Genomic DNA, 14,975 nt, shown 5'->3' on the forward strand with positions numbered 1-14,975 from the left:
GCTGCCCCGCCTGCTCCTGCGGCTCCGCCTACGCCTGCGGCTCCGAGCGCACCAGCCGCTCCCGCGGCTCCAAGTGCACCCGCTGCTCCCGCTGCTCCAACCGCCCCAAGCGCACCGGCCGCTCCTGCGGCTCCGAGCGCACCTGCTGCTCCGGCGGCTCCCAGCGCTCCTGCTGCTCCGGCTGCTCCAGCTGTTCCCAGTGCTTCTACAGCTCCAGCCGCATTCAAGGCTCCTGCTGCTCCGGCTGCACCCAAAGCACCTAATGGAATATTAACGCGGACAATTTGCTTTTTGACGATAATATTTTTCTTGCAGCTGCAATTGTTGTCCTTCCGTTTTCTCACGGGACGTTTCGCTCTCGGCAAAGGGCATCCCATAAGCTCCTCTGTGCAGCTCCGCTTTTTCTTCTTATGTTCCGTACGACCCATATTCGACACCTCCTATAGACTCTATGTATCCTACTCCGTTCACCCAGAAAGGGCATGGACATTCATCCTGTAGGCAAATAATTATTTTATGGAAAAGTGGTTAATTGTACAGGATGGACTAGCTCACTTCACCCCGTCAGGCCGGAATTTGTTCTCATACCCGCTCACCACCCGTCCACCAAAAACATATACTATTGCCGGACAAAAAGCTTTCATTGCCCCGTTGATCATATTTGATTGCAATGCAAAAAAAGAGTATTCCATTGCATAAACTGCAATCGAATACTCTTCCAGTAAAGCACCATGCTAAATCCGGGAGTAAGAATATCCCCTCAAGAGTTCAATGAAGTGAGACCATAGCAACCGAGTGCTCCTATTTACAGCAGCCCGACCATCTTCAAGCCTTCATAGATCCCGTCCTCGCGGACAGATTTCGTAATGAAGGAGGCGGCCGCCTTCGCTGCCTTCTCGCCGTTGCCCATGGCAATGCCATACCCGACATACCCCAGCATCTCCACATCATTCAGGCCATCGCCAAAAGCATAGACCTCTTCCTTCTTCACCCCGATCACCTTCAGCATCTCCGCGATCCCGTTCGCTTTGGAGCCGTTGCCGGGCAGCACATCCATACACAGCGGGTGCCAGCGGATGAAATTCAGCTCCGGGTACCGCTCGGCATAGATCTGCTGACTCTCCTGCGGACAGAAGATCATCGCCTGGTAAATGTCATTCTTCAGGAAATATCCGGCGTCATGCGTCGGAAATACCAGCTTCAGCGAACCAACGCTCGTATTGATGTACTCATGATCGGCCACATTCACTCTCATACCCGCCGTATCCGTATACGCAACAGGGTGATCCAGCTTCTCCGCGAACAAGGTCAGCTCCTCCAGCACGCTGGTCGCAATCGGGTTCTTGTACACCGGCTTCCCTTCATAGACTACATACTGCCCGTTCAGCGAGACATATGAGTCAATTCTCAGCTCCCCGCGCAGCCCCTCGAACATATAATCCGCTCTTCCGGTAGCAATTGCTACATGGTGCCCGCGTCTCTTCAGCTCCGCTATCGCTTCTCTGGTGGAAGCCGGAATATTCTTGTCTTCATCATAGATCGTACCGTCAATATCGAAAAAAATCGTTTTCTTCAAAGTGATGCCTTCCCTTCTCCATACGCTCTGCCTATTTACAGCCTGCTCAAATTGTAACAAAATCCTCCGTCAAAGTAGAGTCTATTCTCCCCCCGGCCTGCAAGCCCCGGATATCATCAGCCGTTGTATTCCAAAAAAAGCTGCGCCGCACTCCACATGGAGGACAGCCCAGCTTAAGCATCAGCATATATAAAACGCACTTAGAGTAGAACTCAAAGCTTGGTCGTCACTGCGGTGAACATTTGGACTTCCGGCCGCTGTTGTATTTTGGATTTCCTAATTGCAACCACTCCTCGTGGTAGAAATCCAAACACAAAGGCGGTCGCTATCGCTCCTACAGTTCCAAATTTCCCCTCCGCTTCTTTTTGCTTTTTGTTAAATTCTTTAGTGCGTTGCCTATACCGCATTCTGCGCGCGCTGCTGCTCTTCCATCAGCCACTGCAGCAGCATGACTTCCGGCACAGTGCCCTTGCGGGCCTCCGCGTAGGCACGGACCTTCTCCAGCAGACGGCCGGCCGTCTCGGCGCTGACCGCAAGTCCCTGCTGCTCCAGCACATGGGCCACGCCGCCGCTGCCGGAATGCTTGCCCAGCACATAGCGGTGCGCGCGGCCGACCACCGCCGGATCGAAGAACTGATACGTCTCCTGCTCCTTCATAAGCCCGTCCACATGAATCCCGGATTCATGGGTGAAGGCGAGCTGTCCCACGACCGGCTTCGCATCGCCGACACTGCGGCCGGACGCGGCGATTACCTTGTCGGCGAGGCCCTGGAGCCCCTCCAGCCGGACCGCGCATTCCCCGCCGTACAAATAGCGCCAGGCCATGGCTACTTCCTCCATGGCCGCATTGCCGGTCCTCTCGCCGATCCCGGCCACCGTGGTACTGGCCCACACCGCTCCGGCAGCTATTCCGCTGAGCGTGTTCGCACAGGCCAGCCCGAAGTCATTGTGGCAGTGTACCTCCAGCTCCACATCCTCAGGCACTTCTCCCAGCAGCCGGCTTACCCGCTCTGCCATCTGGCCCGGATGATGGGCCGAGACAGTATCTGCATACCGGAACCGGCGGATGCCTTCCTTGTATAAGGTATTCACCACTTCAATCAGGAAGCTCATATCCGCCCTTGAGGAATCCTCCATGCCTGCCGATACGGTCATGCCCTGCCGCAGCCCGTACTCCACGGTACGCAGCAGCTTGTTCAGACCTTCCCGGGGCGTCAGCCCCAGCTTGCCCTGCAGCTGAATCTCCGACACCGGGATGGAGATATGGCTCCAGTTCACGCCGGTAGCCTTGGCCTTGTCAATATCCCCTGGCACCGAGCGGTTCCATGTCATTAGCTTCATGGGTAATCCCAGCTCAGCAACAGCGGCAATATCCTCCTGCTCCCGCTTGCCCATGGCAGGAATGCCTACCTCTGCCTGCTCTACTCCGCTCTCCGACAGCAACTTTGCGATTTCCAGCTTTTCCGCCCTCGTGAATGATACTCCAGCCGCCTGTTCACCATCCCTGAGTGTCGTGTCACATAGCTTGAGACGTTTCACGGTTTACCTCCCTCTCCGCAGCAAGCGCAATTCGGATTACGGGCAATACGGACGCTATAACAGGCGAAGTCGAGTGAGCTGAAGCGATGCATTACGCCCGCGTAAGTTGTCCCTACCCCTGTAATCCATTTTACGGCTTCCAGCGCTGCCAGACAACCGGCAATCCCGGAGGTTGCGCCCAGAACCGGGAAGCCGAGCGGCTCCCACTGCGGCGGCAACTCCGGATACAGGCATTCGAGGCAGGGCGTAAGTCCGGGAATCACCGTAGTAAGCGATATTTCAAAGCCATACATGGCCGCTTCCACCATAGGTGTATTCGTATCGACACATAGCCGGTTCAGCGCATAACGCTCCGGGAAGTCGTAGCGGGCATCGATCACAAGATCGGCTGCTTCCACCCAAGGCCACGCCGCAGGATATTCAATTCTGGAATTATAGCCTTCAATCTCTACATGCGGATTCAGCTGCTTCAGCCGGGCAACCGCCGTACTCATCCGCTCCTGACCCAGATGCCCGCTGTCCATCAGAATCTGCCGGTTCAGGTCAGGGGCTACAATGACCCCCTCATGGGCCAAAATAAGCCGGCCTACTCCAGCCGCCGCCAAATAGAGGGCAGCCGTTCCGCCAAGCCCGCCGATTCCGGCGACCATAACCGTCGCTTCCTTCAGCGCCTTCTGCCCGTCTTCCCCGACCAGCTTCAGCTGCCGGGTGTACCGTTCCAGCTCCAACCCTCCGGCAAGCTGCTCCATCCCTGACTCCCCCTGTGACTGAATTCATATACTCCCTAGCCCTCCAGGCTAAGCAGGCCGTGCGCTGAAGTCAGCTCCTTATATTTCTCCAGAAAGGCCATTCCTTCTTCAATGCACTCCACCCCGTACGAAATCGTCTTCTCAGCCGAAGTGAACGGGAAGGGGAAGCCGGCCCGCAGGCTCTTAAGCACCACAATGACTCTGCCGCTGTAGAGCAGCCCCCGTCCGAAGCCCTCGCCGTTAATCTCCGCCGTGCTCTGGATCATAAGGCCGGTTCTCTCCTCCATGACACCTGCCATGGCCTGGAACAGCAGCGGCACCTGCTGGCGGACCTTGGGCGACACCGCGCAATTGAATTCCGATTGATCCTTATCCCCGGCAGACGCCAGGAACAGCTTCGCGATCTTCTCCAGCGGAGGAAGGCTGCTGTTACGTCCAAAGAAATCTCCGGCATCCAGAAGATGACACAGACGCCGGATCAGGGCATCTGCGGTCTCCGGATTCAGCTCCTTGCGCGCTCTGGGGCTGCGCAGTCTCGCCGCCGCAGCTCCTGGAATCACTGTACCCTGCAGCGCCGCACTCTCATTAGCCATGGGTTCCATCCGCTTCTCCTCCTTCATTCTCTTCCGCTTCCTCCGCCCGCAGCACCTTGGCCAGCCACATCGGCGGCTTGCCCTGAAGCATCTCGACCAGCCGCTTCAGCTGCTCCTCGATAGGGCTGCCGAACGCCACCTTCACCGGCATGATTTTCCGGCGGGTTACCCGTGCAGCGGCCGATGCGCCGATCTGCATGATGAAGATCAAGGTGCAGTCGCCTACGGAATCCAGGCGGCTTTCGATTTTTCCTGCTTCATCCTGGTGCTGTACGGCAGACAATCTGCGCAGCTCCACCAGTTCGGCTCCGGCTTTCGTTACATTATATACAGCGAACATCGGACTCTGTCCGAAATGCGCATTCACACGGCTTCCATCATCTGTGGCGAACGCTACTTTCACGGTGTTCTGCCTCCCTTTGCATTAACAGATTACCTGCCTTATTGCTCCATTCCATCGCTCCCCGGTACCCCACCGAGACGGACATGTAGGCGCCAAGCTCATTCCAGACCGGGAACCCGGCCGGCATGAAGGCCGCTCCGGTCCGCTGCGCCCCGGCGATCCCGTGGGAATTGCTGATCCAGAGATCTGCTCCCTTACCCAGCACCTCGGCATCATCCAGATCGCCCACCCACACCTCGCGCTCCATTCCGGCAATAAGTGGGGTCTCGAACGAAGTGATCAGCGCCTTCTGCTCTACGCCCAGCTCCTCCAGCCACCCCGAGACCGAATGCAGATGATCCGGTTCCAATGCGGCAACAACCGACATTCCGGCAAATTGAAAATGGGCGTCCAGCATGCTGTCGAGCAGATTCTCCCGCTGCCAGCAATACCGGAGCGGCACCGGCTCCCCGCTGATCTGATGCAGGAAGTGCAGCAGTTCATCGGTTGCTTTAAGCCCCATTGCCCCTTCGAATACCTTATACGGGGTCCCTATCGCATTGTGCAGCCGTCTGGCCGGACGCTCCATGCTGCCGCCGACCGCAATCGTCAGACCGGACTGCAGGCTCTGAAGCATAGAGTCCAGCGGAACCCCGCCGCGCGTCAGCGGCGAGAACCCGGTCAGCAGATGGCCGGACAAGGAGGTCGAGATATCCGGCAGCGCAATCACCTCGAAGCCGAAGGAGGAGATGATCTCCTTCAGCTCCATCACATCGGCCGGGGTTAAGAACGAGCCCGGCAGCAGGGTAATCTGCCGGGTATTTACACTTCTTTGCCCCCGGTGTCCTGCCTGCTGGATCATCTCGTCAATCATAGACTCCACCGTAGAGCTGAAGCCCGATTCCAGCGATCCGCGAAAATCAGGCAGTACCACGGAGAAGGCGAGACCACCCCGCATATTCCGCTCTCTTTTATACGTCTTAAGCATGTTCTGATAATCCACACCGGCTACATCGGTCAATTCCGTCCCAATGATGCCGATGATATCCGGGCGGTGCTTGCTCAGCACCAGATTCAGCGCCTCCTCCAGATTGCGGTTGGCATCGAAGATGACATCCATCTCCTGCAGCGCCGAGGTCTGAACGGCTATCGGTTCCCGGAAATGCCGGGTCAGGAGCGCCTTCGGAAAAGCGGAGCAGCCCTGGGAGCCGTGAATCAGCGGCATGGCCCGGTAACAGCCCTGCAAGGCCAGTACGGCACCCAGCGACTGCCCGATCTTCATCGGGTTGACAGATGCGGGCTTTTTTCTCCGGTTAACGGTCATAGGGCGGTGCCTCCTTATCCCAGGGAGCGGGGCTTGCTGCCAGCTTCCAGATCGGGTTCGCAAGTGAATAGGTCAGCTCTTTGGCCAGTCGCAGCAGCCCTTCATATCCGGCATACGCTTTGTGGCGCTCCTGATTAATATCAATGAAGGGAATCTGCTCTTTCATCGCCACATACATATTGCGGCCGCCGGCAATCATAATATCCGCCTTGCGCTCTCTTACCGTCTTAATAATCCGGCTGGCCCCGCCCTCGGGAATGTATTCTGTATCATCACCCACACGGTCGGCAATCCGCCGCACATCATCCTCCGTGCTTTTGTTCGTCCCTACGCCGACGACCTGAACGCCCAGCTCCTTCAGGGCCGAGATGACGGACCAGCTTTTGACGCCCCCCGTATAGAGTACAGCCCGCTTCCCCCTCAGCAGCTTGCGGTAAGGCCGCAGCTCCTGGCCGAGCCGGGCTTCCTCCCGCTCGGTGAGGCGATCCACACGCCGCTCCATCTCCCGGTCATTCATCAGATAGGCCATCTGGCGCAGCGAATAGGTCGTCTCCTTCGCACCATAGAACGAGCCTTCGAAATACGGGATACCGTATCTCGCCTCCATCTCCTTGGCAAGGCCCAGCAGCGCCCGGCTGCAGACCACCATATTCACTCTCGCCCGGTGTGCCCACGTAATTTCTTTATAGCGGGCATCCCCTGTAATCCGCGAGGTTACGGCGATCCCGGCGCTGTTCATCAGCTTCTCAATATCCCACATCTCACCGGCAATATTGTACTCCCCGATCAGGTTGACCCCCAGGGCCGTCTCCGGGTCCGGCTCTCCCGTCCCGATGACATACTGCAGCAGCGCATCCCCCGCCAGCCGGTTCCCGAGATTCTTGCTGCCGACAAAGCCAGGGCTGTTCACCGGGATAACAGGAATCCCGATCCGGTCCCCCGCCTCCTTGCAGACCGCATCCATATCTTCGCCGATCAGCGCGGTCACGCAGGTTGAATATACAAATATTGCCGGAGGCGCAAAGCGCCCGGCAATATAATCAATGCTGTCCTTCAATTTCTTCTCGCCGCCAAAAATAATATCAGAATCCGTAAGATCCGTAGCGAAGCCGTATTGGGACAGGGAGGGGCCGCTGGATAACGCGCCTCTGCTCTCCCAGCTGTTTCCGGCGCAGGCAATCGGTCCGTGAACCAGATGCGCAGCATCCATAATCGGCAGCAGCGTGATCTGGGCTCCGTCGAAGGAGCAGCCTCCAGCAGCTTCGCCCGGCTTGGGCCTTGGACAGGGCTTCGCCTTAGGCGCTATACTCCCGCAAGCCTGGGAATCAAAATCATCTTGCCGTAAAGGGTCCATCGGCTCTTCATCTCCTTCGCTTAAGAGGCTTGTGTTCCACACGAATCTTGCGCACTTCTATCTTATTAATGGCTAAAGACAAACGGCTCTAGCGCACCAGCTCAAAATTAAAGCCGGAGTTATGATCATCAAGCTGCTGCAAAATCGTGTTCACGATCAGGCTGAGCAGGTTGAGTGTTCCCTGATACCCGATAATCGGATAACGGTGCATATGATGGCGGTCGAAGATCGGGAAGCCGACCCGCACCAGCGGCACCTCCGCATCCTTGGCGGCAAACTTCAGATGGGAGCTGCCAATCGCCAGATCCACCTTGTCATTCAGCAGCAGCGAGCGCATATGCCACAGGTCTTTGCCGACATGCACAGTAGCTTCGGTGCCATACGGGCTTGCTGCTAGCAGCGATTCAGCTTCGTCCTTGAACTTCACTTCATTGAAATCCACATCACCGTTCGAGCAGATAATGTGCACCGGCTCCATCCCGGTCTCCAGGCAGAACCCGATCAGGCCGATGAGCAGGTCCGGGTCGCCTACCAGCGCTACCCGCTTGCCATGCAGGTAAGGGTGACTGTCCATCAGCGCATCCACGACACGGCCGCGTTCTTCCGTGAGTATTGCTGGAATCGGGAGACCGGTCAGTTCGCTGATCGTATCCAGCAGCGTATCTGTGCCCTTAATGCCCAGCGGCGTGGATAACGCTGCCAGCTGCTGGTTCCAGGTACCGCTGATATATTCCTGGGTCTTTTTCAGTGTATACTTTTGCAGGGACAGGGTGGCAAGCGCATTGGCTGCCTGCGGAACATCCGCAAGCTTCGTGCCGCCGTAGTAGTATTCATACTCTCCGGTTGCCGGTGAATCGTAGTTCCCGCTGTGGTCTCCAAGTATGGTGTACTTGGTATCGAAGGCTCCCAGAATCTTGCGCAGCTCCGCGAAGTTCCCGGTGTATGGCTCAAAGCCCAGCATCACATTCAGCTTCTCTCCGCTCTCCGCGCCGCTTCCCGGCTTACTCTCTATACCCGAACGGGTATAGAGGTAGCTGAGGATGCCCTTGATCATGGCGTCGTAGCCAGTGATATGTGAGCCGACGAAGCTCGGCGTGTTGCAGTAGGCTACCGGATATTCCTCACTGATCACCCCTTTAATGCGGGCATTGCCGATAAAAGAGTTCAGGTCATCCCCGATGACCTCAGCCATACAGGTGGTACAGATCGCAACCATCTCCGGTTTGTACAAGGCGACACTGTTCTCTAGACCGTCAATCAGGTTATTCATCCCGCCGAATACAGCGGCATCCTCTGTCATGGACGTGGACACGGACGGCGTAGGCTCCTTGAAGTGGCGGCTGAGATGGCTGCGGAAGTAGGCGTTACAGCCCTGCGACCCGTGTACGAACGGCAGTGTCTTCTCGAATCCGAGCGCGGCCATGACCGAACCCAGCGGCTGGCACGCTTTATGCGGATTGATCACCACATTCTGGCGGTTGAAATTCTTCTCCATATATTCGGCGGACTTGGAGTACGCGAGTGCTTCGGCGGTCTCCTGCTCGCTGCAGGGCGCTTCGAACTGCTTCTTGTTCTCCCGCTGCTGCACATAACGCTCTTCCTTGAACAAGCTGGTATTATCTTTAATGTTCAGTTCATCCCTGCTCATACGCCCGCCTCCTTCGGCTCCATTGTTCCTTGTCTGCTCACCAGATCCCATACCGGGCTGTTCACGGTCATATCCATATCCTTAGCGAACACCTTAAAGCCGTCGAAGCCGTGATACGGGCCGCTGTAATCCCAGGAATGCATCTGACGGAACGGCACGCCCATCTTGTGATAGACATATTTCTCCTTCACGCCTGAGCCCACCAGATCAATGTTCATCTTCTTCGTGAGCTCTTCCAGCTCATAAGCTGTAGGATCATCCATGACAATGGTTCCCTCGGCAAGCATCGGGAGCATCTTCTCATAGTCATCCTTATGGGCGAATTCATAACCGGAGGCTACGATATCCATCCCCAGATCTTCATAAGCACCGATGGTATGGCGGGAACGCAGGCCCCCGATCATCAGCATGACGGTCTTATTTTCCAGACGAGGTCTGTATTTGCGGATCACTGCATCCATGACCGGCTTGTATCTGGCAATCATCTGCTCGCAATTCTCTTGAATTGTCTCATCGAACAAGGCTGCAATCGCCCGCAGGCTCTCATACGTCTTCGTAGGCCCGAAGAAATTGTATTCCAGATAAGGGATACCGTAGGTTTTCTCCATATGGTCTACCATATAGTTCATGGAGCGATGGCAGTGGATCAGGTTCAGCTTCGCCTTGTGGGCTACCTCCAGCTCGTTCAGAGAGCCGTCACCGGACCACTGGGCAATAACGCGCAGGCCCATCTCTTCCAGGAGGATACGGGAGGCCCAGGCGTCGCCGCCAATGTTATAGTCGCCGATGATATTCACATCGTAGGGACCGGTCTCCGCCAGCTCGGCACGGCCCATCACGAAGTCACGGATCGCATCGTTCGCAATATGATGGCCCAGCGACTGGCTGACTCCGCGGAAGCCTTCGCAGCGTACCGGAACAACCGGCATTTCCAGCTCCTTGGACATCTTCTTCGACACCGCTTCGATATCATCACCGATCAGGCCGACCGGACATTCCGACTGGACAGAGATCCCCTTAGCCAGCGGGAACATCTCGGTAATCTCACGCATAATGACGGCCAGCTTCTTATCCCCGCCGAACACAATATCCGTCTCCTGAAAATCACTGGTAATCTGCATCGCCGTAAAGTTATCGATGCCAAGCGTCCCATTCGCAAAGTTACGGCGTGAGCCCCAGCTATACTGTCCGCAGCCCACCGGCCCGTGACTGATATGGACCATATCCTTGATCGGACCCCAGACCACCCCTTTGGAGCCGGCATAGGCGCAGCCGCGCGGGGTCATGACACCCGGACGGGATTTGATATTGGACTTTACCGCACAGGTGCTGCAATCAATGGCCTTTTCATCCGCCACCTGAAAATGCTTCTCACGGTCCTTCCGCGCCTTTTTGGGATAGGCTTCCAGAATCTCTTCAACCAGCTTCTGATTCTCTTCAATATTGAGTCCCATGGTTTGACCCTCCTTTTCTTAATGGCTTACCTATGAGTTGAACTTAAAGCGTGGTCGTCACTGCGGTGAACATTCGGACTTCCAGCCGCTGTTGTCTCCAGATGTTTTTTATTATTCCGCTTAGCGGATAACATCCGGAGACTGCATATGCTTCCGAAGCGAGCTTTCCTGCGGAAAGCTTTCAGGCGGACGCTACCGCTCCTCCAGTTCCAAATTTCCCCTCCGCTTCTTTACGCTTTTTGTTAAGTTCTTTAGTAAGCCTTATTGCCCGGAAGCCGCCAGCTTCTTGATCGCAGCTTCTTCATCTTCAATGATGCCGAATTCCATCAGCAGCTCTTCCAGCTCTTCCATTGAGATTGGGGTAGGGATCGTCAGCATTTTGTTATTGAGGATTTTCTCGGCCAATATTTCATATTCTTTCGCCTGCTGGTGCTCAGGATTATATTGGGCTACGGTCATTCTGCGCAGCTCGGCATGCTGAACGATGTTGTCGCGGGGAACAAAGTGAATCATCTGTGTATTCAGGCGGCGGGCCAGCTCCATGATCAGCTCATCCTCACGGTCTGTATTCCGGCTGTTGCAGATCAGGCCGCCGAGTCTTACGCCGCCGCTAGTGGCATATTTCAGGATACCTCGGGCGATATTGTTCGCTGCGTACATCGCCATCATCTCGCCGGAGCAGACGATATAGATCTCCTGGGCCTTGCCCTCACGGATCGGCATGGCGAATCCGCCGCATACCACGTCACCCAGTACGTCATAGGAGACGAAATCCAGATCCTGATAGGCGCCCTCCTGCTCCAGGAAGTTGATTGCAGTGATAATCCCGCGTCCTGCGCAGCCTACCCCCGGTTCCGGTCCGCCGCACTCTACATTGATAATGTCGCCGAAGCCTGTCTGCAGCACATCCTCAAGCTCCAGGTCCTCTACGGAGCCAAGCTCAGCCGCCAGCTCCAGCACGGAGTTCTGGGCTTTGGTATTCAGGATCAGACGGGTGGAATCCGCCTTCGGGTCGCAGCCTACGATCATGACTCTTTGTTTGAATTTGGTTGCCAGCTGAGCCAGGGTGTTTTGTGAAGTTGTCGATTTACCGATACCGCCTTTACCGTAGAACGCGATTTGTCTCATTGTTCATCATCCCTTCGAAATGTTTAGTTTTTCAAAATAAGAGCTGTACTTCACGCTTTCGAGAATGGCTTCCTGAATGCCGCCTTTGCGGACAAGAGGCAGGACACCGATTGCGTTCAGGCTGGCCCTTGGGGCCTCGCCGATGCCGGAGCAGAGAAGAATACGGCAGTCACTTAGAATTGATATAATTTCTTGCAGCGTAGCTGCTTTGTCACCGTTACAATCGGCCTTGCCATGGCAATAGGCTTGGATCTTGCGGACACCCAGGAGCTGTACATCCGTTCCGTCGGTGTCGTAGACCAGGAACTCAGTGGCATGACCGAAATGCTGATTCACTTTGTCGCCGCCTCTGGTGGCAACCGCGACCCGTGTCTTCGGCCCGCCGGCCTGAATGCGTCTGGCCTGTCTGGCCAAGACGCGCTCGCGGATCTTGGTGTCCAGCTCACGCTGGAACATCGCCCGGGCGGCTTCATTAATGACCGGCTCGGCTTCCATCGCTTCCAGCGGAAAATCGGGATTGCGGTCCTGGCCCAGCAGCCCGATCGCATCGGCCCGGCATTGCCGGCAATGGCGCATAACCTTCATTCCCCCGCGGCCCAGCTGCTCCTGCAAATTAAGCAATTCCTTTGGACGGGGTGCCTTGCGGCCATCCGCTTCATACTGGCTGCCCGGTGCGATAATGAGCGGTGTTACATTGTGCAGCGTGGCCCCGAGCTCTTTTACCCGCGCTGACACTGCAGTCAGATGATGATCGTTAACCCCCGGAATCATAATGGAATTCACTTTGACCAGAATCCCCAGCTTCGCCAGCATCTCAAGTCCCAGTAATTGACGGCGGATCAGCAGCTCGGCTGCCTCTCTGCCTTCGTACCGTACGCCTTCATCGAACACCCAGGGATAAATCGCCTGGCCGACCTCAGGGTCAATGGCGTTGATGGTGATCGTGACATGGCGGATGCCCAGCTCCATAATCTCATCCACATGCCGGTACAGCGTGAGTCCGTTAGTGCTGAGACAGAGGGAGACATCAGGCACATGCTTCCTGACCCGGGCGAAGGTATCGAAGGTCTGCTCCGGGTTCGCGAGCGGATCTCCAGGCCCGGCTACACCCACTACCGAGAGCTGCATCAGCCCAGCGGCAACTCCCCGCACCTTGCGTTCCGCCTGCTCCGGAGTAAGCACCTCACTGACCACGCCCGGCCTGCTCTCATTCACACAGTCGAACTTGCGGTTACAGTAATTGCACTGGATGTTACAGGCGGGAGCAACCGGGATGTGCATCCGGGCATAGAACCGGTGGGCCTCCTCGCTGTAGCAAGGGTGGCGGCTAATCTCCTCTTCCGCTTCACTTGATAGACATGACGGCTGCATCATTTCCCACCTCCTAAAAGTTTATGGTTCAAATAGCCTTTGTTTTGGTTAATGTTATTTTATCTAACATTAATTTCACTTGGCCGCTTTAATTAGTTTCATCATATTTTCATTACCGGGGATCGTCAATTAGTCCAACGTTCGTTTTGCCCTTTATTTCCTTTTGTTTGCAGTTTCGCCATATGATATGTCAACTTACATGACTCATACTTATCATGTTTCCGTTTTCAGGCCTGTCATTTCTATTGATAGTTGTTCTCACAAAAACATTGACAACACCTCTTAACTCGGATATGATACTTTTAGCCAGAAACGAATCACCTAAAATTTCATATAATCCCGTAAAGGGGAGTAGCTGTTAGATAAAATCGTCAATACGAGAATATGAGGATATTCTCCGGTTTTATCGGCAATAGATTATTGTTAGCGAGACCTTTACCAACCAGGTTACCTTTATTCCAAAGGCTAATCTGTTTGGTAAAGGTCTTTTTTATATATATTTTTGGTTAAACTAATGGTATCACCGTTAGTTTCTCAAAAAAGCAGCTAAACCCACTTGAGGAGGAAACAGCAATGGATTGGGGATTATTATTAGAGTACGGATGGGTATTGCTCGTTCTCGTAGCACTGGAAGGGCTGCTTGCCGCAGACAACGCACTTGTACTCGCAATTATGGTTAAGCATCTTCCTGATGAGGAACGTAAGAAGGCATTGTTCTACGGATTGGCTGGAGCGTTTGTGTTCCGGTTCGGATCGCTGTTCGTCATCTCCTATCTGGTAGACATCTGGCAGGTACAAGCCATCGGTGCGCTATATCTGTTATTTATCGCGGGGAATCACATCTTCCGAAAAGTGTTATTCGCTAAGCCGGTCACGGAAGACGCCGCTGAAAGCGGAAGCCCTGGAGCTGTAAATAAGAAGAAAGCCAGCTTCTGGTTCACCGTACTTAAGGTCGAGGTAGCAGATATTGCCTTTGCCGTAGACTCCATCCTCGCAGCCGTAGCCCTGGCCGTTGCTCTTCCGGCAAGTGGTATCCGCAACATCGGCGGCCTCGACGGCGGACAGTTCCTTGTAATCTTCGCGGGCGGCTTCATTGGCCTCGTGATTATGCGGTTCGCTGCTTCCTTCTTCGTTAAGCTGCTTCACACCCGTCCGGGTCTTGAGGTTGCTGCCTTCTTCATCGTCGGCTGGGTAGGGGTTAAGCTCGCAGTCATCACGCTGGCCCATCCTGCTCTGGGTGTATTGTCCGAAGACTTCGCACACAGCACCTGGTGGAAACTGACCTTCTATGTAGTTCTGATCATCATTGCAGCTACAGGCTGGTTCATGAGCAGTGTCAAGACCGAAGAGAATGCCTCTGAGAATCCTGTCAAGGAAGTCGATAAGCAGCTCGGTAAATAATCTATATTAGAAAGAAAAGCTCTATAAGATGCCCTTAAGATTAGAACTCAAAGCTTGGTCGTCGCTGCGGTGAACATTTGGACTTCCGGCCGCTATTGTATTTGAATTTCCTGATTGAAACCGCTGCTCGCGGTAGAAATCCAAATACAAAGGCGGTCGCTTCCGCTCCTACAGTTCCAAATTTCCCCTCCGTTTCTTTTTGCTTTTTGTTAATTCTTTAGTGCGTCTTATATAGTCCATAAAAAAGAAATCGCCCCTTTGGGATGGATGGTCGATCTTCCATCTTACCAAAAGGGCGATTTCTTTTTGAGTTTTTGAAACTTAGATGTATTGTATACCGCTTAAACAGCGGAGAGGACGGAACGATTGTGTAGAAGCGGCAGCGGTCGCCTTGGTCTCCGGATTTTCACCACATAGGGGAATAAAAAAAATCTGGAGACCACAGCGATTGGAACA

Annotated in this window: 13 protein-coding genes; 1 reads left to right on the plus strand and 12 read right to left on the minus strand. The window is 55.0% G+C overall.

What is annotated here, in order from left to right; genetic code table 11:
- From C173_RS34170 to nifB, 12 genes are all read right to left on the minus strand, one after another.
- The coding region (locus C173_RS34170) for a hypothetical protein (RefSeq protein WP_036723468.1) at positions 1–428 on the minus strand (428 nt) is incomplete at its 3' end.
- A 377-nt stretch (positions 429–805) separates the two neighbouring features.
- On the minus strand, positions 806–1,576 hold the full coding sequence (locus tag C173_RS06720) for a Cof-type HAD-IIB family hydrolase (protein ID WP_036723470.1): 771 nt from the start codon (positions 1,574–1,576) through the stop codon (positions 806–808).
- A 396-nt stretch (positions 1,577–1,972) separates the two neighbouring features.
- Positions 1,973–3,115, minus strand: coding sequence for a homocitrate synthase/isopropylmalate synthase family protein (locus C173_RS06730; protein WP_036723473.1), 1,143 nt, complete (start codon positions 3,113–3,115; stop codon positions 1,973–1,975).
- Entirely contained in the window at positions 3,112–3,864 is a 753-nt protein-coding gene (locus tag C173_RS06735; protein WP_036723475.1) for a HesA/MoeB/ThiF family protein, read from the minus strand. Before C173_RS06735 ends, C173_RS06730 begins: the two co-directional genes overlap by 4 nt.
- Before the next feature lie 35 nt (positions 3,865–3,899).
- A complete protein-coding gene (locus tag C173_RS06740) occupies positions 3,900–4,466 on the minus strand; it encodes a DUF269 domain-containing protein (RefSeq protein ID WP_036723476.1) in 567 nt (188 codons plus the stop codon).
- Positions 4,450–4,860, minus strand: a complete 411-nt coding sequence (gene nifX / locus C173_RS06745; protein WP_036723478.1) for a nitrogen fixation protein NifX — start codon at positions 4,858–4,860, stop codon at positions 4,450–4,452. The genes C173_RS06740 and nifX overlap by 17 nt, the downstream gene beginning before the upstream one ends.
- The gene (gene nifN / locus C173_RS06750; protein WP_036723479.1) at positions 4,835–6,163 is read right to left on the minus strand and encodes a nitrogenase iron-molybdenum cofactor biosynthesis protein NifN; all 1,329 of its coding nucleotides are present in this window, start codon (positions 6,161–6,163) and stop codon (positions 4,835–4,837) included. Before nifN ends, nifX begins: the two co-directional genes overlap by 26 nt.
- Complete coding sequence (gene nifE, locus C173_RS06755; RefSeq protein ID WP_036723480.1) at positions 6,153–7,517, minus strand: nitrogenase iron-molybdenum cofactor biosynthesis protein NifE; 1,365 nt, start codon at positions 7,515–7,517, stop codon at positions 6,153–6,155. Before nifE ends, nifN begins: the two co-directional genes overlap by 11 nt.
- Before the next feature lie 88 nt (positions 7,518–7,605).
- The gene (gene nifK, locus C173_RS06760; RefSeq protein ID WP_036723481.1) at positions 7,606–9,165 is read right to left on the minus strand and encodes a nitrogenase molybdenum-iron protein subunit beta; all 1,560 of its coding nucleotides are present in this window, start codon (positions 9,163–9,165) and stop codon (positions 7,606–7,608) included.
- A complete protein-coding gene (gene nifD / locus C173_RS06765; RefSeq protein ID WP_036723484.1) occupies positions 9,162–10,619 on the minus strand; it encodes a nitrogenase molybdenum-iron protein alpha chain in 1,458 nt (485 codons plus the stop codon). Before nifD ends, nifK begins: the two co-directional genes overlap by 4 nt.
- 261 nt (positions 10,620–10,880) lie before the next feature.
- The gene (gene nifH, locus C173_RS06770) at positions 10,881–11,747 is read right to left on the minus strand and encodes a nitrogenase iron protein (protein WP_036723486.1); all 867 of its coding nucleotides are present in this window, start codon (positions 11,745–11,747) and stop codon (positions 10,881–10,883) included.
- A 6-nt stretch (positions 11,748–11,753) separates the two neighbouring features.
- A complete protein-coding gene (nifB, locus tag C173_RS06775; RefSeq protein ID WP_036723487.1) occupies positions 11,754–13,121 on the minus strand; it encodes a nitrogenase cofactor biosynthesis protein NifB in 1,368 nt (455 codons plus the stop codon).
- Between the two features lie 570 nt (positions 13,122–13,691).
- Between nifB and C173_RS06780 the strand changes: the two genes are divergently transcribed.
- Entirely contained in the window at positions 13,692–14,519 is an 828-nt protein-coding gene (locus C173_RS06780; RefSeq protein ID WP_036723488.1) for a TerC family protein, read from the plus strand.
- Positions 14,520–14,975: the final 456 nt, after the last annotated feature.

The organism is Paenibacillus sp. FSL R7-277 (assembly GCF_000517965.1).
In the GTDB taxonomy this organism is placed as follows: Bacteria; Bacillota; Bacilli; order Paenibacillales; family Paenibacillaceae; genus Paenibacillus_AQ; species Paenibacillus_AQ silagei.

Coding starts and splice junctions, on each gene's coding strand:
- C173_RS06735 (WP_036723475.1), bottom strand. CDS start 3,864: ATGGAGCAGCTTGCCGGAGGGTTGGAGCTGGAACGGTACACCCGGCAG.
- C173_RS06740 (WP_036723476.1), bottom strand. CDS start 4,466: ATGGAACCCATGGCTAATGAGAGTGCGGCGCTGCAGGGTACAGTGATT.
- nifN (WP_036723479.1), bottom strand. CDS start 6,163: ATGACCGTTAACCGGAGAAAAAAGCCCGCATCTGTCAACCCGATGAAG.
- nifE (WP_036723480.1), bottom strand. CDS start 7,517: ATGGACCCTTTACGGCAAGATGATTTTGATTCCCAGGCTTGCGGGAGT.
- nifK (WP_036723481.1), bottom strand. CDS start 9,165: ATGAGCAGGGATGAACTGAACATTAAAGATAATACCAGCTTGTTCAAG.
- nifD (WP_036723484.1), bottom strand. CDS start 10,619: ATGGGACTCAATATTGAAGAGAATCAGAAGCTGGTTGAAGAGATTCTG.
- nifH (WP_036723486.1), bottom strand. CDS start 11,747: ATGAGACAAATCGCGTTCTACGGTAAAGGCGGTATCGGTAAATCGACA.
- nifB (WP_036723487.1), bottom strand. CDS start 13,121: ATGATGCAGCCGTCATGTCTATCAAGTGAAGCGGAAGAGGAGATTAGC.
- C173_RS06780 (WP_036723488.1), top strand. CDS start 13,692: ATGGATTGGGGATTATTATTAGAGTACGGATGGGTATTGCTCGTTCTC.